General features: G+C 29.3%; 20 protein-coding genes and 1 other annotated feature. Of the genes, 1 reads left to right on the top strand and 19 read right to left on the bottom strand.

Going from position 1 to position 23,226, the window contains the following annotated elements; genetic code table 11:
• Positions 1-122: 122 nt before the first annotated feature.
• The 5 genes from secD to ACWOBP_RS06700 form a co-directional block, all read right to left on the bottom strand.
• On the bottom strand, positions 123-2,417 hold the full coding sequence (secD, locus tag ACWOBP_RS06720) for a protein translocase subunit SecD (protein WP_455338032.1): 2,295 nt from the start codon (positions 2,415-2,417) through the stop codon (positions 123-125).
• A 137-nt stretch (positions 2,418-2,554) separates the two neighbouring features.
• Positions 2,555-3,388, bottom strand: a complete 834-nt coding sequence (locus ACWOBP_RS06715) for a Cof-type HAD-IIB family hydrolase (protein ID WP_455338031.1) — start codon at positions 3,386-3,388, stop codon at positions 2,555-2,557.
• Complete coding sequence (locus tag ACWOBP_RS06710) at positions 3,388-3,822, bottom strand: GtrA family protein (protein ID WP_455338030.1); 435 nt, start codon at positions 3,820-3,822, stop codon at positions 3,388-3,390. The genes ACWOBP_RS06715 and ACWOBP_RS06710 overlap by 1 nt, the downstream gene beginning before the upstream one ends.
• Positions 3,823-4,003: 181 nt before the next feature.
• A complete protein-coding gene (locus ACWOBP_RS06705; protein ID WP_455338034.1) occupies positions 4,004-5,557 on the bottom strand; it encodes a peptide chain release factor 3 in 1,554 nt (517 codons plus the stop codon).
• A 32-nt stretch (positions 5,558-5,589) separates the two neighbouring features.
• Complete coding sequence (locus ACWOBP_RS06700; protein ID WP_455338029.1) at positions 5,590-7,086, bottom strand: UDP-N-acetylmuramoyl-L-alanyl-D-glutamate--2,6-diaminopimelate ligase; 1,497 nt, start codon at positions 7,084-7,086, stop codon at positions 5,590-5,592.
• Between the two features lie 393 nt (positions 7,087-7,479).
• Here ACWOBP_RS06700 and ACWOBP_RS06695 point away from each other — a divergent pair, with 393 nt between their 5' ends.
• Positions 7,480-8,643 carry a class I SAM-dependent methyltransferase gene (locus ACWOBP_RS06695; protein ID WP_455338028.1) on the top strand — a complete coding sequence of 388 codons (1,164 nt, stop codon included), beginning with the start codon at positions 7,480-7,482 and terminating at the stop codon, positions 8,641-8,643.
• 51 nt (positions 8,644-8,694) lie between these two features.
• Here ACWOBP_RS06695 and brnQ read toward each other — a convergent pair whose 3' ends face one another.
• The 14 genes from brnQ to coaE all read right to left on the bottom strand — a co-directional run bounded on the left by brnQ (position 8,695) and on the right by coaE (position 23,210).
• The gene (brnQ, locus tag ACWOBP_RS06690; RefSeq protein WP_455338027.1) at positions 8,695-10,026 is read right to left on the bottom strand and encodes a branched-chain amino acid transport system II carrier protein; all 1,332 of its coding nucleotides are present in this window, start codon (positions 10,024-10,026) and stop codon (positions 8,695-8,697) included.
• Positions 10,027-10,183: 157 nt separating this feature from the next.
• Complete coding sequence (locus ACWOBP_RS06685; protein WP_455338026.1) at positions 10,184-11,485, bottom strand: NCS2 family permease; 1,302 nt, start codon at positions 11,483-11,485, stop codon at positions 10,184-10,186.
• Positions 11,486-11,794: 309 nt separating this feature from the next.
• A complete protein-coding gene (locus ACWOBP_RS06680; RefSeq protein ID WP_455338025.1) occupies positions 11,795-12,064 on the bottom strand; it encodes a hypothetical protein in 270 nt (89 codons plus the stop codon).
• A gap of 181 nt (positions 12,065-12,245) precedes the next feature.
• Positions 12,246-12,965, bottom strand: coding sequence for an amino acid ABC transporter ATP-binding protein (locus tag ACWOBP_RS06675; RefSeq protein ID WP_455338024.1), 720 nt, complete (start codon positions 12,963-12,965; stop codon positions 12,246-12,248).
• 9 nt (positions 12,966-12,974) lie between these two features.
• Positions 12,975-13,616, bottom strand: a complete 642-nt coding sequence (locus ACWOBP_RS06670) for an amino acid ABC transporter permease (protein ID WP_455338023.1) — start codon at positions 13,614-13,616, stop codon at positions 12,975-12,977.
• A gap of 19 nt (positions 13,617-13,635) precedes the next feature.
• Positions 13,636-14,457, bottom strand: a complete 822-nt coding sequence (locus ACWOBP_RS06665; RefSeq protein ID WP_455338022.1) for a transporter substrate-binding domain-containing protein — start codon at positions 14,455-14,457, stop codon at positions 13,636-13,638.
• Positions 14,458-14,678: 221 nt separating this feature from the next.
• Positions 14,679-14,874: a binding site (T-box leader), on the bottom strand.
• Positions 14,875-14,928: 54 nt separating this feature from the next.
• Positions 14,929-15,504 carry an MptD family putative ECF transporter S component gene (locus ACWOBP_RS06660; protein WP_455338021.1) on the bottom strand — a complete coding sequence of 192 codons (576 nt, stop codon included), beginning with the start codon at positions 15,502-15,504 and terminating at the stop codon, positions 14,929-14,931.
• A 3-nt stretch (positions 15,505-15,507) separates the two neighbouring features.
• The gene (locus ACWOBP_RS06655; protein WP_455338020.1) at positions 15,508-16,908 is read right to left on the bottom strand and encodes an ABC transporter ATP-binding protein; all 1,401 of its coding nucleotides are present in this window, start codon (positions 16,906-16,908) and stop codon (positions 15,508-15,510) included.
• The gene (locus ACWOBP_RS06650) at positions 16,908-17,588 is read right to left on the bottom strand and encodes an energy-coupling factor transporter transmembrane component T (protein ID WP_455338019.1); all 681 of its coding nucleotides are present in this window, start codon (positions 17,586-17,588) and stop codon (positions 16,908-16,910) included. Before ACWOBP_RS06650 ends, ACWOBP_RS06655 begins: the two co-directional genes overlap by 1 nt.
• A 190-nt stretch (positions 17,589-17,778) precedes the next feature.
• Positions 17,779-19,203 carry a leucyl aminopeptidase gene (locus ACWOBP_RS06645; RefSeq protein WP_455338018.1) on the bottom strand — a complete coding sequence of 475 codons (1,425 nt, stop codon included), beginning with the start codon at positions 19,201-19,203 and terminating at the stop codon, positions 17,779-17,781.
• 31 nt (positions 19,204-19,234) lie between these two features.
• Positions 19,235-20,635 (bottom strand): protoporphyrinogen/coproporphyrinogen oxidase, encoded by a 1,401-nt coding sequence (locus ACWOBP_RS06640; protein ID WP_455338017.1) that lies wholly within the window; start codon positions 20,633-20,635, stop codon positions 19,235-19,237.
• An 11-nt stretch (positions 20,636-20,646) separates the two neighbouring features.
• Positions 20,647-21,885: an ABC transporter permease gene (locus ACWOBP_RS06635; RefSeq protein ID WP_455338016.1), complete on the bottom strand. Its 1,239-nt coding sequence runs from the start codon at positions 21,883-21,885 to the stop codon at positions 20,647-20,649.
• Positions 21,878-22,621 (bottom strand): ABC transporter ATP-binding protein, encoded by a 744-nt coding sequence (locus ACWOBP_RS06630; protein ID WP_455338015.1) that lies wholly within the window; start codon positions 22,619-22,621, stop codon positions 21,878-21,880. The genes ACWOBP_RS06635 and ACWOBP_RS06630 overlap by 8 nt, the downstream gene beginning before the upstream one ends.
• Positions 22,614-23,210 carry a dephospho-CoA kinase gene (gene coaE, locus ACWOBP_RS06625; RefSeq protein ID WP_455338014.1) on the bottom strand — a complete coding sequence of 199 codons (597 nt, stop codon included), beginning with the start codon at positions 23,208-23,210 and terminating at the stop codon, positions 22,614-22,616. Before coaE ends, ACWOBP_RS06630 begins: the two co-directional genes overlap by 8 nt.
• Positions 23,211-23,226 lie beyond the last annotated feature (16 nt).

Genomic DNA, 23,226 nt, shown 5'->3' with positions numbered 1-23,226 from the left:
TATATAATATATTTTTAGTTTATATTTTGAAATTCAAACTTATTTACTATGTATAACTAAATACATTTTGTAATAAAAAAAGACCCAAAACTAAGTTTCCTTAATTTTGAGTCTATATATTTCTATACTAAAACTTTATCGTTTTCTTTTCTCTCTTTTGAAGATTGACGTACACTTACTTCAATTTTTCCTTTTTTGTTTAATTCGCGTACTTTTAACACTGCCCATAATTGTGCTGCGATAAATAGTGATGAATATAAACCAAAGACTAATCCAATAAGTAAAGCTACGTTGAATGAATAAATCGAACTACTTCCTAATAACAGCATTACTACTACAGTAATAATAACCGTTAATACTGTGTTAATAGAACGTGTTAATGTTTGTCTTAACGATACATCTACAAGTTTATAGATTTGTTCCTTAGATGTTAGTACTTTTTCATGACGCATATGTTCACGAATACGGTCAAATGTAACGATTGTATCATTAATTGAGTAACCTACAATTGTCAGTACTGCTGCAATAAATGTAATATCTACTTCTAGTCGTAATAAACTTGTTATGAAGATAATTATACATACATCGTGCAGTAAAGCAACAACACTCGTAAGTCCCATACGCCATTCAAATCGGAATGCTACATAAATAATGATACCTATTGAAGCATACATTAATGCGAATAATGCATTCTTAGCTAACTCTTTTCCGATTACCGGAGATACAACACTTAGGTTAGCATCTTTTTCATATTTTTTAGCAAAGTATTCTTTTATTTCAATTGATTTATCTTGTTCAAAACTCTCTTTAGAGTGAACTGTTGCTTGTTTTTTATCTGGTGATAAAACTATTTTCTCATCTTTTATTTTTAAGTTATTTAAGTCTTCTTGAATTTTTTCTACAGATAATTCAGTATTTGCTGCTACATCAATACGAGTACCACTCGAGAAATCAATTCCTAGATTTAGTTTATTCATTCCTAGAGAAATAGATCCTGCAATCATGATTGCTATACTTAATGCAAAGAATTTCTTCATGTGCTTAGTAAAGCTTAGCCATTCAAATTTAGTACTTAAGTTAAGTGAATTGATACCGAATTTAGTTTCGTGAATACTCTTCTTGCTAACACCAAAGTACCCTGGGCATTTATTAAAGATATTAGAGTTTACCAATAAACTTAGTAATAATCTAGTACCAAAGACCGCAGTTATAAAGCTGACAAGTATTGATAGTAATAACATTGTCGCAAAACCTTTAACACTACTTGTACCAAAGATGAATAGTACTACTGCCGCGATAACTGTAGTAAATTGTGAGTCAAAGATTGTCCATAGCGACTGTTTAGCACCATCTAAATATGCTTTCTTCAATGGATATCCAGCACGTACTTCTTCTTTAATTCTTTCGTACATAATGATATTAGCATCGACTGCCATACCTACCCCTAGAATTAAAGCTGCAATACCAGGAAGTGTTAACACCCCTGAAATCATATTGAAGAATACCACAGTAATATACACGTAAGCAACCATCATTACACTCGCTACGAATCCAGGAACTCGATAAATAACTAACATGAATAAACAGATAATAGCTAAAGCGATAGCACCTGCATATACTGTTTGATGTAATGCATCAGCACCGAATTGAGCACCTACTGAGTTAGAGTAAATTTCTGTTAATTTAACTGGTAATGCACCTGAGTTTAGTAAAGCTGCCATTTCTTTAGCTTCTTTAACAGTAAAGTTACCAGTTATTTGAACATCTTTAGAGTTAATAGTTTGAGCAACTTGTGGTGCAGAAACGTATTTAGGTTTCTCTTTAGCCGCTTCAGCTTTAAATGAATCTCCTTCATTGAAGTCCATCCAAATAACCATTAAGTTTTGTCCTTGACCACGTTTGCTAATTTCAGATGTAATATTACCGAATTTATCAGCATCTTTTAACTTCAAGTTAACATCTGGCTTATTGTTTTGATCAAATCCTTGAGAAGCTCCATTTTCTTCTAAATCAGAACCGTCTAACAATACTTTATCTTCAATATCACGAATAGTTAAATTCGCTTGTGTTGATAATACTTTACGAGCTGATTCTTGATCTTTCACACCTGCAAGTTCGACACGAATTCTGTTTCCTGATTCAACAGTGATAACAGGTTCACTTACCCCAAGTATGTTAATACGTCTACTAATAGTATCAGCAGTTGCTTTAACAGCTGCTTCATCTATAGATTGACCTTCTTTAAGAGGTTCTACTTGGTATAGTACCTCAAATCCTCCTTGAAGATCCAGTCCAAGATTTACTTTTTGTGCATTAGATTTCGATGTTAATCCTATTGAAGTAAGAATAATAACAACTAATGACAAGAAAGCAAGTATCCTACTGAACTTTTTCTTCTCATTTCTTCTTCCTCTCATGAAAGTTCTCCTTTATTTTATTTTTCATTGTACAATTTATAGTAATCAAATATAAAATTATTTATATGTAAATCGCTATATAGGTAATTAATACGCTACCTTCTAATTTATCAAATTTTCGCTAAGTTATCAAGTATTTATTTAATTTTTTTATAATAATCTTCTACATATTTAATAACAGAAAAATCATTATTATTTCCAATAACTTCATCACACATATTTTGAATTTCTTCTTTAGCATTATTTGGACAAACACTCCATCCTGCTACGTCGAACATTTCTTTGTCATTAAAATTATCACCAAATACTACACAATCTTCAATTGGAGAATTATAATATTCAGCTAATTTTTCAATTGCTGTTCCTTTATTACATCCTTTTGGCATAATATCGAAGAAATCAGTCGCTGAAAATGTTCCATCTACTTCTAGAACTTTACTTACCTCATTAAAGAAATTCACTACTTTATCATGATCTTTAGCAATCATCATAATTTTTTGACAATCTTCATTATTCTTCTTGATTTCACCTATAATGTCATCATGAATATACATTGGTGTTTTCAGTTCGTCTGGCATATCCGCTTCAAACTTTTTCATTCTAGCCATACTAAACGATAAGTGCGTGCAATAAATATAATTTAATGTATACACGTGAAATTCTATTTCATCATCATTTAGTTCTTTAAACATACTGTAAATTTTTTCAATTTCTTCTATTTTAAAACTCTTTTGATAAACTATTTCACCTGTTGATAGATTTCTAATTAAACTTCCATTATTAGAAATAACTACATCGTTCATTCCTAAGTTGTAATAATAATGCTTAACCGCAATATCAGGTCTTCCTGTGGCAATTATGAATTTACTTCCTTTATCTTGCAGTTTTACTATTACATCTTTCGCATTTGGTGCAACTTCTTTTTTATCATTTAAAAAAGTTCCATCCATATCAGTAATAAACCATTTCATTAGTTATTTTTCTCCTTTGTGAAAACTAAAAATTTACTAATAACATAATTAGCAACAAGTACTACGAATTGAATAATAAATTTACTTAGATAGGCATTCATTCCTAAGTAAATGAATAATTCTACTCCAAATACTTCTATAACAAGCGTAGATAACCGAGCTGTAAAGAATTTACTAAGTTCATAAAATACCTTCTTAAATCCTACAGCCTTCGAATTAAATACGTACCTAGCATTAACAAAATATGCAAATAAAATCGATAATGTTATAGATATTAAATTCGCTGGTCTAACTTCCATACCATAGTAATACAAAATAAAGTATGTAACAACATTTACTAGTGTCGTACAAACTCCAAAGAATATGTAGTTAACTATACTTTTGTATTTAGGTTCTTTGTAAAGATCCAGCATTTTCTTTATTAAATTTCTCATGCTATCCTCTTTATATTAAAATTTTGCCAACACTTAATTATATACCTATAAGCAGTTTTTTTCAAATTTTTACATATAAAACTATTATAACTAAGCAACATTTTTTTGTTTAACTAATACATCGATATAATTAAAAAAATTAAAGAGTATCTCTAAAAATGATTGAGATACTCTTTTTATATTAAAGTTTACTAAACAGTTTTACATCTGGATATTTATCGCTGAACCAGTTCATTGCGAAATCATTTTCGAATAAAAATACGTAATTATCGTATAAATCTTTAACTAAGATACTTCTTGAACTTGACATGTTCTCATTAATTGATTCTTCATTTTCAATCCAACGAGTAGTTTTTTGTCCAATACGTTCCATTATTACTTCAGTATTGTATTCATTTTTCATACGGTGCTCAAATACTTCAAATTGTAATTGACCTACTGCCCCTAAGATAATTTGGTTCGTATGTAATGTTTTATAGTATTGAATAGCTCCTTCTTGTACAAGTTGCTCAACACCTTTGTGGAAGTGTTTTTGTTTCAGTACATTTTTTGCAGAAACTTTTACGAATATTTCTGGAGTGAATGAAGGAAGTGCTTCAAATTCAACTTTTTTATTTTGATAAAGTGTGTCACCGATTTGATAGTTTCCACTATCGTAAAGCCCTATAATATCTCCTGCATAAGCTACATCTACAGTGGCTTTATCATCTGCCATGAAGTTAGTTGAACGTGAAATTTTTAGTTTTTTTCCTGTTCTTGCTAGGTTTACATCCATACCACGATTGAACTCACCTGAACACACACGTAAAAATGCGATTCTGTCACGGTGTTTAGGGTCCATATTGGCTTGGATTTTAAAGATAAATCCTGAGAAGTCTTCACCTGTTGGTTGAATATCTTCTTCATTTACTCCACGACGACCTTTTGGTGTTGGTGCATTATCCACGTAGTAGTTTAAGAAACTTTCTACTCCAAATGATGATAATGCTGATCCAAAGAATACTGGCGTTTGTTCACCTTTTAGTTGTTTATCATAGTCGTAATCAACACCTGCTTCAGTAATAAGAATCATATCTTCTACACATTTTTGATACATAGTATCTTGAGCAAGTGAATTATCACCCACAATATTATACTCTTCATCTAATTCTACGAAATCACTATCTTCTTTAAACGGCTCTATGAAATGATTCTTTCTATCCATAATACCGAAGAAATTTTGTCCCATACCTACAGGAAGATTCATCGGATATGTTTCTATTTCTAATTTTTCTTCAATTTCCTCTAATAATTCTAATGGATCTTTAATCTCACGGTCAACTTTGTTGATAAATGTAAAGATTGGAATACCACGCATACGACATACTTTGAATAGTTTTAATGTCTGAGCCTCAATCCCTTTAGCACCGTCAATAACCATTACGGCACTATCTACTGCCATAAGCGTTCGATATGTATCCTCTGAGAAATCTTCGTGTCCCGGTGTATCTAGGATATTGATAATTTTGTTATCATAATCAAGTTGCATTACTGATGAAGTTACAGAAATACCACGTTGTTTCTCAATATCCATCCAGTCACTTTTTGCATATTTTCCGGTCTTTTTACCTTTTACTGTTCCTGCTTCACGAATAGCTCCACCGAATAATAGTAATTTCTCCGTTAATGTTGTTTTACCAGCATCGGGGTGGGAGATAATCGCAAATGTTCTTCTTTTTTCTACTTGTTCTCTAATTTTTTCTACCACGTTATTTTCCTTTCAATTTTTTATTTAATATTAAATTTCTTTTTCGCTTCTTCTACTGCAACGATTGGATCTGAGTGCCAAACTTTTTTACCACCTTGGAGAATTTCATAATCTTCGCGTCCTTTTGATGCTAAAATTACTACATCTCCAGGTTCAGACAGTTCAATTATTCGTTTAACAGCATCAGTTCTAAACCATACTTTTTCATAATTTTTATGAGTCATTCCTTTTTCAATTGACCCCATAAGAACTTCTACGTCCTCATCACGAGGGCTATCAGTTGTAATAACAACATAATCTGCTTCTGAGATAATTTCACCAATTAATGGTCCTTTAGAAATATCACGTCCACCACCCATTCCAGTTACAAGAAGAGTTCGTTTTCCTTTTCTCATCTCACGAGTGGCTTCTAATAATTTTTCATATCCATCTGGAGTATGTGCAAAATCACTTATAATATCAATCGGTAGTTCATCTCCTAAGATTTCCATTCGACCGTATAGCGCTCCAAGCTTAGGTAAGATGCCAACTAACTGTTCAACACTATAACCTTTTACCCACACAGCAATAAGAGCAGCAAGAACATTACTTACCATAAAGTCTCCGATATAATTAGTAGTACATTCAAATGTTCCTTCTGGAGAATTTAGCATAAAGCTTGTTTTATAAATCTTATCTTCTTTATATTGTTTTATATTGTAAGCATAAAAATCTGCTGTTTCATCTACTATTGAATAATTTATTTCTTGTTGATATAAACATTTTGAAATAACTTTATAGTAACTATCATCTTTATTCAAGATTCCATATTTTGCTTCTGATAGATTATTTCCTAATGTTGAGAATAATAAACTCTTATCATAAGCATAAGTTTGCATATCCCCATGGAAATCTAAATGTTCATGTGTTAAGTTCGTGAATATCGCAACATCGATATCTACATTATAAATACGTCCTAGCGCCATCGCATGTGATGACGCTTCGAATGCTAGGTTTTTTATATTATCTCGACGTAATTCTCCTATCTGATTATGTAGAGTTACTACATCAGGCGTAGTGTTCCCGAAGTAAACAGGTTCTTCATCATTTTTCCCGAAACCATTCGTTCCTATATAAGCACTACTTTCTCCTAAAATTCTTAACGTATTATGTACTAATGTTGAAATACTAGTCTTTCCATTTGTCCCTGTTACCGCAACCGTATATATGTTAGAACCCCCATTGATTTTTTTAGCTATCATACTAGCAATTTTTTCAATTTCATGCTCTTTAATAACAATCACAGCACAGTTTTCTACATTATAATTTTCATAACGGCTAGCTATTACTAATGCTGCACCTTGTTCAATTACTTTCTCTATGTAATTATGTCCATCTACCGTATAACCTTTAATAGCGACAAATACATCTCCCTTACCTATTTTTCTAGAGTCTTGAGATATATTATTTACACATTCTGGCAAATTTCCATAAATAGTTTTTACTTTTATATTATCAATAATATCTAATATATTCATACTATCTACCTTTTTCTTATTTTCTAACTACTAAATTATACCACGCATGATACTAATACTCAACCAACAACGATAATAATTTTACCTATTCTATTTGTTTAGGGAGTTACTCAAAAGTACTAGATTTAAAATAGTTCACATGAAAACTCATAGACGCAGTGGTTTATTGATATCTAAATTCGCTTTATAAAAGCTTTTTAGATATCTTATAAACTATGCGGAGGTGACTCTAAAAAATCGATTTCTACGAAATCACGATTTTTTAGTCACTCCCATTCCTATGAAAATATCAACCAAGATACTAACAAACTCCTATCGTTATGTTGCGAATTAATAAAATCTAGTGTAATATATATAAGAAATCATTTATAAAAGAAACTAAAAGGAGCTACAATGGAACACGAAATTATTTCAGAAATTTTGACTCATATAGCTAATAACAACATTAATAAAATAACTTTCTCTAATATTCGCAATAAAGAATTAGAACTTGATAAAGTTATTGGTAAATTAGTTAGTATTAAAGAAAGCATTAATCTACAGCTAGAATACAGATATAAAAGAATAATAAAACACGCAAATATAGTTACTACAGATTCTTCAAACATTGAGAATTCGATCAAAGAACTTTTCGAATTAGCAAAAGATATAAATGTGGTTACCATAGATGAAAATATCAATATTAAAATTTCAAAGAAATTTAAAATAAGTGTAAATAGAAAGAAAACAGCTACTAAAACCATTTCATTTGAACATAATAAGAAAAAAGATTACTTCTTAGATGAAAAGCAAAAATACCCATTTTTAATTGAGCTTGGTATTCAAAATAAGGAAGGTAAGATTATTAAAAGTAAATACAATAAGTTTAAACAGATAAATAAATATCTTGAATTTATTAAGCAAGCTACTACTCAATTAGATTCTAATAAACAGATTACAATTCTAGATTTTGGTAGTGGTAAAAGTTATCTAACATTTTCTACCTACTATTATTTAACTGAAGTTCTTAATATGAATGTAAAAATTATTGGAATAGATCTAAAAAAAGAAGTTATTGAACATTGTAACAATATAGCTGAAAAACTTAGTTTTTCTAATCTTAGCTTTATTTATGGTGATGTTATCGACTATGAAAATAAAGATGAGATAGATATGGTTATAAGTCTTCATGCATGTAACACTGCGACTGATATAGCTATTCTAAAATCTCTTGGTTGGGAAGCAAAAGTATTCTTCGCAGTTCCTTGTTGTCAAAAAGAAGTTAATAGTCAACTTAATGATGATTTTCTACCATTTATGTTAAAACATGGAATCGTAAAAGAAAAATTCTCTACACTTCTTACCGATTCTGTTCGTAGTGAAGTCTTAGAAGCATTTGGATATAAATCTGATATTGTTGAGTTTATCTCTGCAGAAAATACACCTAAAAATCAACTTATCAGAGCTTATAAAATGACAAATAATATCGACAAAGATAAATTATCTTCTATTGAAGAATTTACAACATCTTTAAATGTGAAGATGTTCTTACTAGATGAAGCAAAAAAATTAATATAAAAAAAGCATTAGCTCTTACTTTCGAGCTAATGCTTTTCGCTATACTAAGAATTATAGTTCACTAAAGTCGTAAACTTTACCTTTTTGTCTATTTGGTAATACAGCTGCAATTACTAAACAAACTACTGCTGGTACTAACCATTCTAAACTTTGAGCTGCTAGAGGAAGTTTTGCGATTAAACCACTTAAAGCTGCTACTTTAAATGTGCTTCCTACTACAGAAAGAATAGAGATTAGTGTAACTACTGCCATTGTTAATTGCATTCCTAACTTAGATAGTGCAACATATTTGTTAACAATAACGATTAATACTAATGCAATTGTGATTGGGTATAGGAATAATAGCATTGGTACTGAGAATTGGATAACACTTTGTAATCCAACGTTTGCGATAGCAAATCCTACAACTGTGAATAATGTAGCATACGTTTTGTATGAAAGTTGTGGGAATTTTTTGTTAAAGAATTCTGAAGTTGCCACGATTAATCCTACTGTTGTAGTGAAACATGTAAGAATTACCATGATTCCTAAGAATATACTTCCGAAGTTACCGAATAATTGACGAGCTGATTCGGATAGTACATATGCACCTTTGTTAACTTTAGGATTAGCAAGCACCTCTGCAGGTACTGCAAATTTATTACCTAATAATCCTAATCCAACGTATAGGATACTGAATCCAATTCCTGTTGCAATACCAGCAATCCATACACTTGATAAAAATTCTTTTTTATCTTTAAACCCTAATTGTTTTAAAGCACTCATCGCAATGATACAGAATGCCACTGATGCTAATGCATCAAGAGTGTTATATCCTTCGATAAATCCTGTTCCGAATGCTAAACCACTAGTAGCATAAGTTTTAGCAGCTCCTCCTGTTGAGTTGAATTTAGAAACTCCTAAGATTACTAAAATTACGATTAATAACGCAAAAATAGGTGTTAATATCTTACCTACACTATTTAAAATCTTAGTTGGGTTTACCGCTAATAAGAACGCACATACAAAATAAATAATTGTAAAAATTAATAACCATGGTAAACTGCTTCCAGCTACAACTGGTGCTACTCCAATGTCAAATGCAGTTGCTGCAGTTCTCGGAATCGCAAAAAGTGGTCCAATTGATAAATAAAGTAAAACTAAATACACAGTTGAGAATAATGGTGAAATTTTTTCATCCATCTCTGCTCCATAACCATTTGGATTTAGTGTTCCTACAATTAATGTAACAATTGCTATACCTACTCCAGATACAACAAATCCTAAAATTGCTGGCCAAAAGTTTCCTCCTGCACTTACTCCTAGCGCTGGTGGAAAGATTAAGTTTCCAGCACCAAAAAATATACCAAATAATAACAATCCGGTTAATAAACCTTTTTTCATATATAATATTTCCTTTCTTAATTTATATAGTATACTCATAATACTATACCTTAATAAAAAAGGCAAACATTTTTTAAAAAATAATATAACGTTTTCTGATAATAGTATAAATAATTGTAAAAACGGATTCGAAAAATGTTTTCGAATCCGTTTTTTTTTAAACATGTAACCAAAGTAACTGAATTACAAATAATATTGCGAATAAATACATTAATGGATGAATATCTTTCCATTGTTTTTTTGATAATTTTAATACTACATAAAAGATAAATCCAAATGCAATACCATCATTAATTGAACCTGTAAGTGGGATTCCTACAATTGTTACAAATGCTGGGAAAGCTTCTGTAATGTCACTCCAATCAATTTTAGCAATACTTTCCATCATGAATGAACCAATGATGATTAATGCTGGTGATGTAATCGCTGGTACTGAAGCTAAACTACTCGCTAATGGGAATAAGAAAATTGATATTACAACCAAGAAACTTGTTGTTAAAGCTGTAAGACCTGTACGTCCTCCATTTGCAACCCCTGCTGAAGATTCAATATAAGCTGAAGTTGGTGTAGTTCCAAATAATGATCCTGCTAGTGAAGCAAATGAGTCAGCTAATAAAGCTTCTTTTGCTTTTTCCATTTTTCCATTTTTAACTAATCCTGCTTGTGTAGTTACGGCAACCATTGTACCTGTTGTGTCAAATAATGTAACCATTAAGAATGTGAATACTATTCCGTATAATCCTAACTGTAAGGCATTAATACTTTCACTGACTGGATTGTATAATAAACTTAAATCCATGTGAGGAATACCAAATACTTTTTCAACTTTTAACATTCCTGTAAAGTATGAAATAACCGCAACTACTGCCATTCCAATGAAAATAGCTCCTTTTACTTCTAAAGCTAATAATACAAGGATAATAAAGATACCTAAGATTGTCATATAAGCTACTGGATTTTTTAAATCCCCTAATGAAAGAATTGTATGTGGATTAGCCACAATAAGAGCAGAGTTTTTAAGCCCTAAGAATGCGATAAATAATCCAATTGCTGCTGAAATCCCATATTTTAAATTATTAGGAATTGAATCAATTAAACTTTCACGGAATTTTGTTGCTGATAATATTACAAAAATAACTGCTCCTAAAAAACAAGTTGCTAATAAAGTTTTATAGTTATACCCTGATGTAGCTGCTAATGTTGCAAAATATGAGTTTATACCCATACCAGGTGCAACTACTATTGGATAGTTTGCTGCTAATGCCATAATTAAAGTACCTACTAAAATCGCAATTATAGTCGCTGTAAATACTCTATCTAATGGAATACCTGCTGCTGATAGTACAGCTGGATTTACTACTAAAATATAACTCATAGAGAAAAATGTAATTAAACCAGAAACTACTTCAGTTCTAGTATTAGTATTGTTCTCTTTTAATTTAAAAAGACGTTCTAACATAAATAGAAAATTCTCCTTAGTTTTTATTAATGCCGAAGCACATAGATAATAATATATGTTTTATCTCTAAAAGTCAAGAACTTTTGTTTTTAAAGTTCATATTTTACGTAAATATTTTATGTTTTATATTAATTCAGACAAAAATCACCTTCTCTTTTTAAAAAATATGAGAGTTTACATAAAGTAATATTCGTTATAAACGAACTTTAAGTTTATTTCCATCTATAAAAATTCGATTAAAATAAATAAAAAATTCTTTAAACACTATACTCTCATAACTAAATATAATCATTTAAAGAACTTTTTATATTATTCTTTATCCTCTGGAATAACTCCCATTAATTTTAGCAATTTATCCCATTCAAAAAGCATCTGCAAAGCATATAGTGCTAAAAATAGATAAACCATCTTTGTAATTGGAAAATCATGATAATCTAAAAAGAAAAATCTTAGAAAAATTACGAATAATAGTGAAACAGAAGCTATCTTAAAATGTTTTTCTCCTGATACTTTAATATTCAAAAATATAATAACAATAGGAAATAAACTCAATCTTGCTAAATTTTCTAGTATATCCATAATACTACCTCCACATAATATAATTCGTATCCTTCATTTATAACACCTCTATACTAGCTCCTATTATATCAAAGAGTTAACATAATGTGAAACGTTTACATTCATAGAGCATATATATTTAGTTCAATATAAAATAATATCACTAAAGAATCCTTTTAATTCCTTAGTGATATTTACTATATTATAATATTTTCGAGAAGAACTCTTTTGTTCTTTCTTCTTTTGGATTATCGAATATTTCCGATGGAGTTCCTTCTTCTAATACTACTCCCCCATCCATAAATATTACTTTATCCGCAACTTCTTTTGCGAAGTTCATTTCATGAGTAACTATTAACATAGTTAATCCTTCTTCTGAAAGCTCTTTGATTACATCTAGTACTTCTTTTACCATCTCTGGATCAAGGGCACTTGTTGGTTCATCAAATAGTAATACTTCTGGTGAGTTAGCTAAGGCACGCGCAATTGCTACACGTTGCTTTTGTCCCCCCGAAAGGCTATTCGGATAAACATCCTTTTTATCTTCTAGTCCTACACGTTTTAACAACTCAATTGCCTTTTTCTCAATGTTTTCAGCAGTGTCGTCACCGAACGTTTTTGGAGCAAGTGTAATATTTTCTAATACACTCATATTTGGGAATAGGTTAAAGTTTTGGAATACCATTCCTACTTTTTTTCTATATTTATTGATATTTTGTTTTATAATATCCTCGCCATTGTATAAAATTTGTCCACTTGTAGGTGTTTCTAGTAAGTTTACACAACGTAACGCTGTACTCTTACCACTACCACTCGAACCTAAAATTACGATTTTCTCCCCTTTTTCAACACTGATGTTTACACCTTTTAATACTTCTAATTTTCCGAATTTCTTATGTAAATCTTTTATTTCTAATAACAATTTCTTCACCTACTTCGTTAATTTTTTCTCTAAACGTTTTACCAATAGTGATAATATTGATGTAATTATAAAATATATTGCAGCAGCTACTAAGTATGGTCCAAATGTTTGGTATGTAGCGTTTTTTACAGTGTTTGCTGTAAACATAATATCTGCTACTCCTACGAAGTAAACTATTGAAGATTCTTTTACTAGTGAAATAAACTCATTACCTAAAGCTGGTAAGCTATTTTTTAATGCTTGCGGTAAAATAATTAATTTCATAGTTTGGAAGTAGCTAAGTCCTAATGAACGACCTGCTTCCATTTGACCTTTATCAATTGCTAAAATTCCTGAACGGAATATTTCACTAACATATGCACCAGAGTTAATTGAAAGAGCAATTATCGCTGACATAAATGGCGTGAATGAAATACCAATTTCTGGTAGTGCGAAATAGATAATCATAATTTGCACTAGTATTGGTGTATTTCTAATAATTTCTACATATATTGCTGCAATTACATTAAGCACTTTAAAAGTACTAATTTTTGCTAAACATATTACAATTCCAAGTATTAATCCTACTAGTAAAGCTATAAGTGAAACTTTTAAAGTTGTTACCGTAGCTTCTAAATACGCTGTGTAATAATTTGGAAGAAAATCAAACATTCTATTTTATACCTCTCTTTTATTCGCTTTGTGCAGCAACTTTAGCATATTTATCAAGTTCTTTTTCAAATGCTTTTTGATCTTGAATTTCTTTAATTACTGCGTTAACTTGTTCTAATAATTCTTTGTTACTATCATTTTTTCCTTTTTTAAAGGCAATTGCCATACCAGTTGCTTCTGGATCATTATCTGCAGTAAATGTACTAATTTTAATATCAGTATATTTATTCATAGCGATTTTTGCAACGTCATCTGGAATTAATACTACATCTATTTTTTTATTTTTTAAGTCTTGTAGTAAACTTGGTACATCAGTTAAAGCTTGGATATTTTTATCATCCATTTTTAGTTGTTCTTTAGCATAAGTTTCATATGTTGAACCTTTTTGAACACCGATTTTTTTGTTTTTAAGATCAGCTACAGATTTGATTTCTTCACTATCTTTATTTACTACGAAAATACCTTTACTTGTGTAATAAACATCTGAGAAATCAACTGCTTTTTTTCTTTCCTCTGTTGGGTTAACTCCAGAGATTACCATGTCAACTTTATTAGCATTTAATGCTGCGATTAATGAATCGAATGCCATTTGTTGAATTTCAACTTGAACACCTAATTTTTTAGCTACTTGCTCTGCTAAGTAAATATCAGCACCAACAACTTTTTTATTACCATTTTCTGTTGTTAAAAACTCATACGGAGGATAGTCTGGAGAAACTCCTAATACTATTTTATTTTTCTCTTTAACTTCTTGTAATTTATTTTTTGTGTTGCTACTTGAGCATGCTGTTAATGTAACTACTGTAATAATTGATGTAATGAATAATAATAATTTTTTCATCGTCTTGTCTCCTTTTTTCTTTATTATATTATATAATGTTAGAAAAGAACAAATTATAAATAAAAAAACTCTTTGCAGCTAGTTATCCTAGCTACAAAGAGACGAATTTTCGCGGTGCCACTCTTTTTGATGTACTAAATCTAAGAAATATACAGTCCATGGCTTGTATGTAGAGGCTCGATATAAATAAAAAAGTCTTTTTATAATTTCCTAAGAAACTATAAAAAGACGAATTCAATTCCGCGTTGCCACTTTTCTTGGTATTTAGCATACCCACTCAATCTCTTTAAGGCAGAGTTACCAATTATTTAATAATTGCCTAAAAAGTGCGTTCATCTAGAAAAATTACTAACCTCACACCAACGTTAGCTCGCTAAAAATTTTTTACCAAATTACTATTCTTTTCTAAGGTTTTAGTTTTATTGTTAATTATTTTACACCTTAAGTATTTTCTTGTCAAGTAAAAAATTATTATTTTTGATATTTTTTCAAAATTTTTCTTGCAATCAATACACCTATACAACTTAACGTTATTATACATACTATACCTAGGATTAACCATGGTCCTGAACCATATTTTATTGAGGTCTCCATTGCTTCAGCTGATTGACCTCTTGCTATCCAATCACTTTTATATGAATCAGCAAAAAATATTATCGGTATCCATGCACCACACGCACTTCCTATGTTTATCAAACTTAATGCTGCACATTGAGAAATAACATTATTATAACCAAATGTTTTTAATACAAAATCTGCTAAAAAGGCACCAGTAATCGAAGATATCCACCATGGTAAATACGCTCCTCCCATTATTGAAAATATAATCATATGTATAATTATAAAAACAGTAAATATACCAAACTTTTTGTGATTATAGCATATATATACAAAGATTGTTCCTGCTAATAATCCCCATATCCCAGGTGATATACTATGACCAAATGCACCTAAGAAGCTTGAGATAACCATTGCTATCATGTAAACTACTAATGACAATACTGTTGCCATTCCTAAAAAAATATAATCTTTTGTTTTTAATTTCATTTTTTATCCCTCCATATTTATAAAAATATTCTGAACTTCTGATTTACTTTCATTATCTAAATAAAAATCTTTTTTTATCGTCTTATTATCTAAGTATATTATTCTATTGCATGTTTTATATAAAAACTCTATATCATGTGTAGCTATTATTAGAGCATTTTCTTTGGATAGATTTTTTAACACACTACTAACCTTTTCCATATTTATATAATCTAGACCACTAGTTGGTTCATCAAACATCAATAAATTTACATTAGATATTGCAGCTATAGAAATGAGTAACCTTTGTTTTTGCCCTCCTGACAATTCAAAAGGAATTTTATCTTTAAATTTATTTAATCCCAATTCTTCTAATAGATTATTAATTTTATCATTCTCAACTCCTTCGTTTCCAAAACGTATTTCACTTAAAACTGATTCTGTAAAAAATTGATAATCCATATCTTGCATCACTAAAAATGGTTTAACATTTCCTAAAATTTTTCCTTTAGTTGGATTCATAATATTGGTAAGCATCCTTAATAATGTTGTTTTCCCTGCACCATTTCTTCCAATCAAACCAATCACATCACCTTTATTTATAGATGTTGAAATTTTCAATAATATATCTCCATAACTTACATTATCAATCTGCAGTAGTAAGTCATTATTTTTTGAGCTAATATTTTCTAGCTGTAAATTAAATACATCTAGAGTTCTTAAAGGAAAATCAGTGGTATTTTTCAAATCATCGATTGTTATTTCCTTAATCATACCTTTATTTACAATTAAAACCTTATCTATTAATTTTTGAATATAATGTATTCTATGCTCTGCAATAATTATTGTATAACCTTTATTTTTTAGTTTTTCAATTAATATTGTTAATTTCTTTGTCATGCGAAAATCTAAGTTAGATGATGGTTCATCTAATATTATTACTCTCGGTATTAATGTTAAACTACACCCAATCGCTATTTTTTGACGCTCCCCACTAGAAATATACAAAATATTCTTATCAACAATTTCTTCCAGTTCTAATAATTCAACAACTGCATTATACCTTTTTTTCATTTCATCTAGAGAAATTCCAAAATTTTCCATAGCAAATACAAGTTCACTCGTTGTATTTGTAGTGAAAAAATGTCCTCTTGGATCTTGGCTAACATAACCAATATCTTTTGCTATATCATATGTTTTTATACTTTCTAAAGAAGTGTTATTATAATATATTTTCCCAGTTAATTCTCCTTCATATAAAGCTGGTATAAGCCCATTCATTAAATGAACAATAGTTGACTTCCCACTTCCAGATACTCCTGTTAATAAAACACACTCACCCTCATTAATTTTAAAACTCACATTATTTAACACTTTTTCTTCTGAATTCTTATAAGTAAAAGACACATTTCTAAATTCTAACATTATTTAATGCCCCCTATTAATAGAAATACAAAAATTATAAAGACAATAATTAAGAAAATATAATCAATTATCCTCATTCTCACATTATAAAATGAGGTCCTTCTCATTGGTGACTCTACCCCTTTTGTCATAGCTGTTGCTGTCATTTCTTCAGCAATAAGATTCATCCTCATTAAAACTGGGACTAGCCAATACTCTAAAAATTTTAGCGGTTCTGTAATTTTTAAATTAATATTTCTCATCTTTAATGACTCTCTAATCATTCTAATTTCCAATTTATATGTTGGGAAAAATCTTAAAGCTACTGTAATACTTAACATAATTTTTTTGGGTAAATAAATTTGTTCAAATGCAGATAATAATTCATTACTTTTTATGTCTTTTACTAAAATATAAGCAATCATCATAACCGGTGTCATTCTGAGGAAAATGTAAACTAATGTTCCAAATAAATCTGCAATCCAAATTATATTACTAATTGATATTAAATATGCTAGTATTGAAAAAGATATATACCAAATTATAAATTTTAATATTTGTAAATAGCGTTTGTATATAGATAAAACTACAATTGCAATCAATAGACAAATAGTTTCATAAATTATACCTTTCCCTAAAAAGATAACTACTGGAAATAAAATGTTTAATATTACCAGCGTTAATGGATTTAACTTTATCATTGTATCCTCCTTTCTTTTCTACTTATATTTATTTTATCAATAATAATTATCAATGTCAATTACTGTTGAAATATCTCTTTTTACATTTGCGAATTATTTACAAAATCTTAATATAATTACCAACAAATTCACAATATTATATAAAAAAGCTCAAGAATATAATATTTTATACCCTTGAACTTTTAATATCTTATTTATTTATTAAATTATATAATGTTTTAACATGTATACCTGTTGCACCTTTTGGTAAGTACCCTTCTGGTTTAGATAGATATGCTGTTCCCGCTATATCTAAGTGAATCCACGGAACATTGTTCGCTACGAAGTTTTCTATGAATAGTCCCGCAGTTATTGTTCCTCCAAGTCTTCCTCCTGTGTTTTTTACATCAGCTATAGAAGATTTATTTAATTCTCTGAAGCTATCATCAGCTGGCATTTGCCATACTCTTTCTCCCGCTTCTTTCGCAGCTTTGCTTAGTTCGTTATAGAATTCTTGGTTGTTTGTTACTGCACCTGTGTAGAATTCACCTAATGCTACTAAACATGCCCCTGTTAATGTCGCTAAGTCTATTACTTTGCTAACTTTTAATTTTTCAGTAGCGTAGTATACTGAATCTGCTAAAGTAATACGTCCTTCTGCATCTGTATTTAATACTTCTACAGTTTTTCCTGAAAGTGTTGAAATTACATCACCTGGCTTATAAGAACCACCAGCTATCATGTTTTCACATGCACCAACAACTGCAATTACATTAGTTTTTAATTTTCTAGTCGCAACTAGTTTCATTGTTCCAATTACAGTTCCTGCACCACCCATGTCACAGTGCATAATATCCATGCTATTAGCTGTAGGTTTAATTGAGTAACCACCTGAATCATAAGTTACACCTTTACCTACTAATCCAATTACTTCACTTTCTTCTGGATTATTTAAGTATTTCATAACAATAAATCTTGGTTTTCTATCTGATCCACGACCTACAGCTAATAAACCTTTTAATCCTAACTCTTCACATTGTTTTTCATCATATACTTCTACTTCAACACCTAATGCTGATAATTCCTTACTAGCAATATTAGCAAGAGTTTCTGGATATAAGTACTCTGCTCTTTCATTTACTAAATCACGTGAGAAGAATACTCCGCTCATAATATCACGAGCTTCATTTACTACCTCTTCTAAATTCTCTAGATTTTCTTCTGTAGATAAATTAATCGTAATTTCTGGAGATTCTTTTCTATCTGATTTATACTTATCAAATTTATAAGTTGCATGTAATGCACCTTCGACTGCAGCATTTACAAGTTTTTCAGTTGAAACACTCTTAACTTTAGGTAAAGTAATAAATACTTCTAATTCTTTGTTACTTTCTAATACTTTAACTAGTTTAAAGAATACTTCTCGTACCTTGTCTTCTACTAGTTCTTCTTTTTTTCCTAATCCTAAAAGTATTTCTTTTTCTCCATTAAAAGGGAGATTAGCGTATATTTCATTAAGTTTTCCAGAGAATAATTCTCTTTCTTTTGTATATTCTAATAACTTACTTTCGTATGCTTCATTTTCAAATATTGGTGTTACTTTTACACCTGCTTTTTTATTTGTGAAAAATTTCATTTGCTTTACTTCGTACTATGTACGTCCTTTCTTATCTTATATTTTCTAATATTTGTTTAGCTACTTCTTTAGCTTCTAATACTGTATTTTCTAAAGTTGTGCCTTTTTTTGATTTCCCTATAATGAATACATTTGGATATTCTTTTTTCATATATTCATTGAACTTATTTATATTCTTATTATAATTCTTACAACGGAATCTATAGTTGTCTTTAATCTTACTTACATAAAATCTACTTAGTTTTCCTACTGAGCCATGAACTTTTCTCAGTTCACTTTCTATTATTTCTTTTATTTCATCATCATCTTTATTCATTAATTTACTAACCGCTTCTTCTCTATCAATATAGGCTCTTACGATTTGTATTCCACTCATCTTAATATCAATCCATTTATTACTTACATATTCTAACTTTGTTATATATTCACTATCATCTTTTTGGAAAATAATTTCTCCTATTTCACGATTAATATGTAACTCATCTCTTTTGTACACTAGAGTTACAACAATATTAGACACATACTTCATACTTGAATAAAATTCATTTATTTTTTCATCTCCATTAAATAATGGTAAGAAGTTTTTTTGATTTAATGTAAGTATTATATAATCATAATAATAGATACTACCATTTGAATGAACTAAATACTTATCACCTTTTTTTTCTATTTTTTCAACTTTGCGATTTAACTCTAAAAATACTTTATCAGAAAAATTAGATTCTAATGTTTCTATAAAAGATTTTAAAGTGAATTTTAATCTATACTCAGAACCTACTGTTATATTATCAATAACATTTCTATCATACATATCTTCTAAAATTTTATTAATATCTTCTTTTTGAATTGTTAAAAATGATAGTTCTGGCATTAAACTTATCATACTTTGCTTAGAAATATCACAAGCATAGTGACTTGTTAATAATGGTTCTATTAGTTTTTCATATATTCGCTCATTAATAATAGTTTTAAAAAATTTTTCGACTGTCAATTCCTTTATATCTTCATCTTCTAGAGTATTATACATATTATATAAAATAGATAATTTTTCTTTAAAAGTAAACAAATCTGACATTAATAACTCTCTTTTATCTAAAGGGACACCATAAAGTATTTTCTCTGGTAAGTATTTTATTCCTTCTTTTGTAAAAAAAACTTTCTTCGTACTTCCACTCTTTATTAGATATCTATGTAGACCAAGCTCTATCATTAGATAAAATAATACTCCTTGTTCACTAATTGAATTATGCCACCCATTATCATAAATTTCTTGACCAAATTGAAATTTTCCAAACCTATCATTTACAAACTCTAATTCTCTTTCAATCAAATCTATATTAAATTTTTTTGAATTTACTCCCGAGAATTTATCTAAGAAATAAGCACAACTCACTCCCGATAAATCTCCTCCTATTATTGCTATATTTTTCATGACAATTCCTTCTATTTTACTTTTTCAATAAAAATCTTAGCTATAATATTAGCAAACACTAATGATGCTGTGATTATTGCTATCGGTATTCCTTCAAAATTACTAAATAATACTGCAAATAATGCAAGTAGTATTGTAGTTACTAACATTACAACAGTTAATAATTTCTTAAAACTACCGACTTTAATACTTTCATCAACTGGTAGTATACTATGCCAAATATTATTACTCATCTGTTTATACAGAGGAACAAGTTGTATAATTGTTAAATAACTATAAGATATAATAGCTACTGCACTTACGTACGGATTTTTAAAACTAAAAATTAATAATCCTGCTAATAACATAAGTCTTAAAGCTAAAAATATAGTATTTTCCTGTCTTAAAAAGGCTCTATAATAATAATACTTAAAGCTATTGTCTTTATTGAAATTATCATTAGTTAATCTAGGTAAAAGTGTATCAAAATATTTCCTTCTAGCAACCTTTACTTCACTTAACGGAACATCTACAAACATATTAACGAATTTCAAGTAGCTTTCTATACGATGTTTATCGTATTCAGCCGCTTCATTCCATTTAACAACTAGCTTCTCTTGATCTTCTAAACTTTTTGTATTCACTGCATTCTTAAGAATATAATATGTACAAAAAGATAAACAAATTATTCCAGCTATATCAATAATAAGAATATAAGAATTAATTATAAATACTGCAATGATTTGTACGAAAGTCACTACAAGTTGTAAAATTTTAATCCAAACAATTTCTTTATAGTGAATAACTTGAACGTATTTTAATAAATTGTTTAATACAATTACTATAATCAATAAACATATAGCTAATTTATCAACATTACCTATAATACTAGTAATAGGTTTCACCGTAAAATAAAAAATGACAAATGCTATAATGTGCATTACCGATATATTAATAACTGTCTTTTTTCCAACATTTTTATAATACTTCTCTAATGGTAATAAAAATACTGCATCAGCTTCTTTAATATAGGTCTTTATCTTTGTACTTATCAAATAATAGCTAAATGCTAATGATGTGGCCATAAACACCGAATACAATTCAAATTGACTCGCAATGAAAATCCACTTCGAGTAATTAATAAGCGCTGCTCCTAACACAATAATAAGAAACATAATTAGGTGCGAATTAAAAATGTACTTGCTATATGTTAGTTTTAGCTCCTGCTCTTGCTTACGTCTATCTGCAAAAATATTCTCTATATTACTCATTACTATCTCTCACCGTTAATGATAGATAAATTTCATCTAAAGACGCACCTGCCATATTAAATTCGGCCCTTAGTTGTTCTAGATTACCATTCGCAAGAATTTTTCCTTCGTGAATAATAACAAAGTTATCGCAATACTTCTCCGCTGTAGCTAGTATGTGTGTAGACATCAGCAAACTAGCTCCAGCATCCCTTCTTTCACACATTAAATTAATTAGATCATTTATTGCTATAGGGTCTAACCCTAGGAATGGTTCATCAATTATGTATAAGTTTGGTTCTACTAAAAAGGCGCATATAATCATTACCTTTTGTTTCATTCCTTTTGAAAAGTGTACCGGGAAAAATTTCTTCTTATCACTTAGTTTAAACAACTCTAGTAATTTTTCAGCTTTTTTCCACGTATCTTCCATACTTAATCCATAGGCCATCGCTGTTAGATTTATATGTTCTTCTAGTGTTAATTCTTCATATAAAATGGGTGATTCTGGAATATAACTTATACTCTTTCTATATTTTTCATTATCACGAGTAATTGTAATACCATTAACCTTTATCTCACCTTCCATAGGTCTAAGTAATCCCAGTATATGCTTAATTGTAGTACTTTTACCAGCTCCATTAAGACCAATTAGAGCTGTTATACTACCTTTCGGTATTTGTATGTTGATATTATCTATAATTTTTCTACGATTATAACCTCCACCAAGATTACTAATTTCTAATACATTAGTCATTATGTTTATCTCCTCTTTTTAGCTTCTTTATTATTTTATCAATTTGCCGAAATGTGTCTTCTTTACTATAGCTATTATTAATAACATAATCACCTAATGATGCTTTTTCTTTCGCCTTCATTTGACTTTCTATACGCATGAGAGCTTCTTCCATAGATAAAAAATTCCGCGTCATTAGTCTTTCTAATTGAACTTTTTCATCTACATAAACGACCACAACTTTTTCTACTAAATCTACAAAATTTGCTTCATACAATAAGGCTATATCTAAAAAGACAAGATTTTCATCTTTATGTTCTTTTTGTAATTTTAAAATTAATTCTCTAATTTTAGGATGAATAATACTATTTAAAATTTTTAAATTATCATCATTACCAAAAACTAACCTACCTAATTTTTCGCGACTTATTTCATTATTTTCTAGAATATTATCACCGAATTTTTCAGTTAGTTTTCTTTTTACATCATTGCTAGTAAGCGCAACATGTCCAAGTTTATCGGCATCAATAATAGTATACCCCTTTTCTATTAAATAGTCTGATACAGTACTTTTTCCACATGCTATACTTCCTGTAATTCCAATATTCAAATTATCATCTCCATTA

The sequence above is a fragment of the Gemella parahaemolysans genome, from assembly GCF_053758945.1.
The sequence above is the reverse complement of the archived record's forward strand: the minus strand, read 5'-3'. Positions and strand labels throughout refer to the sequence as shown.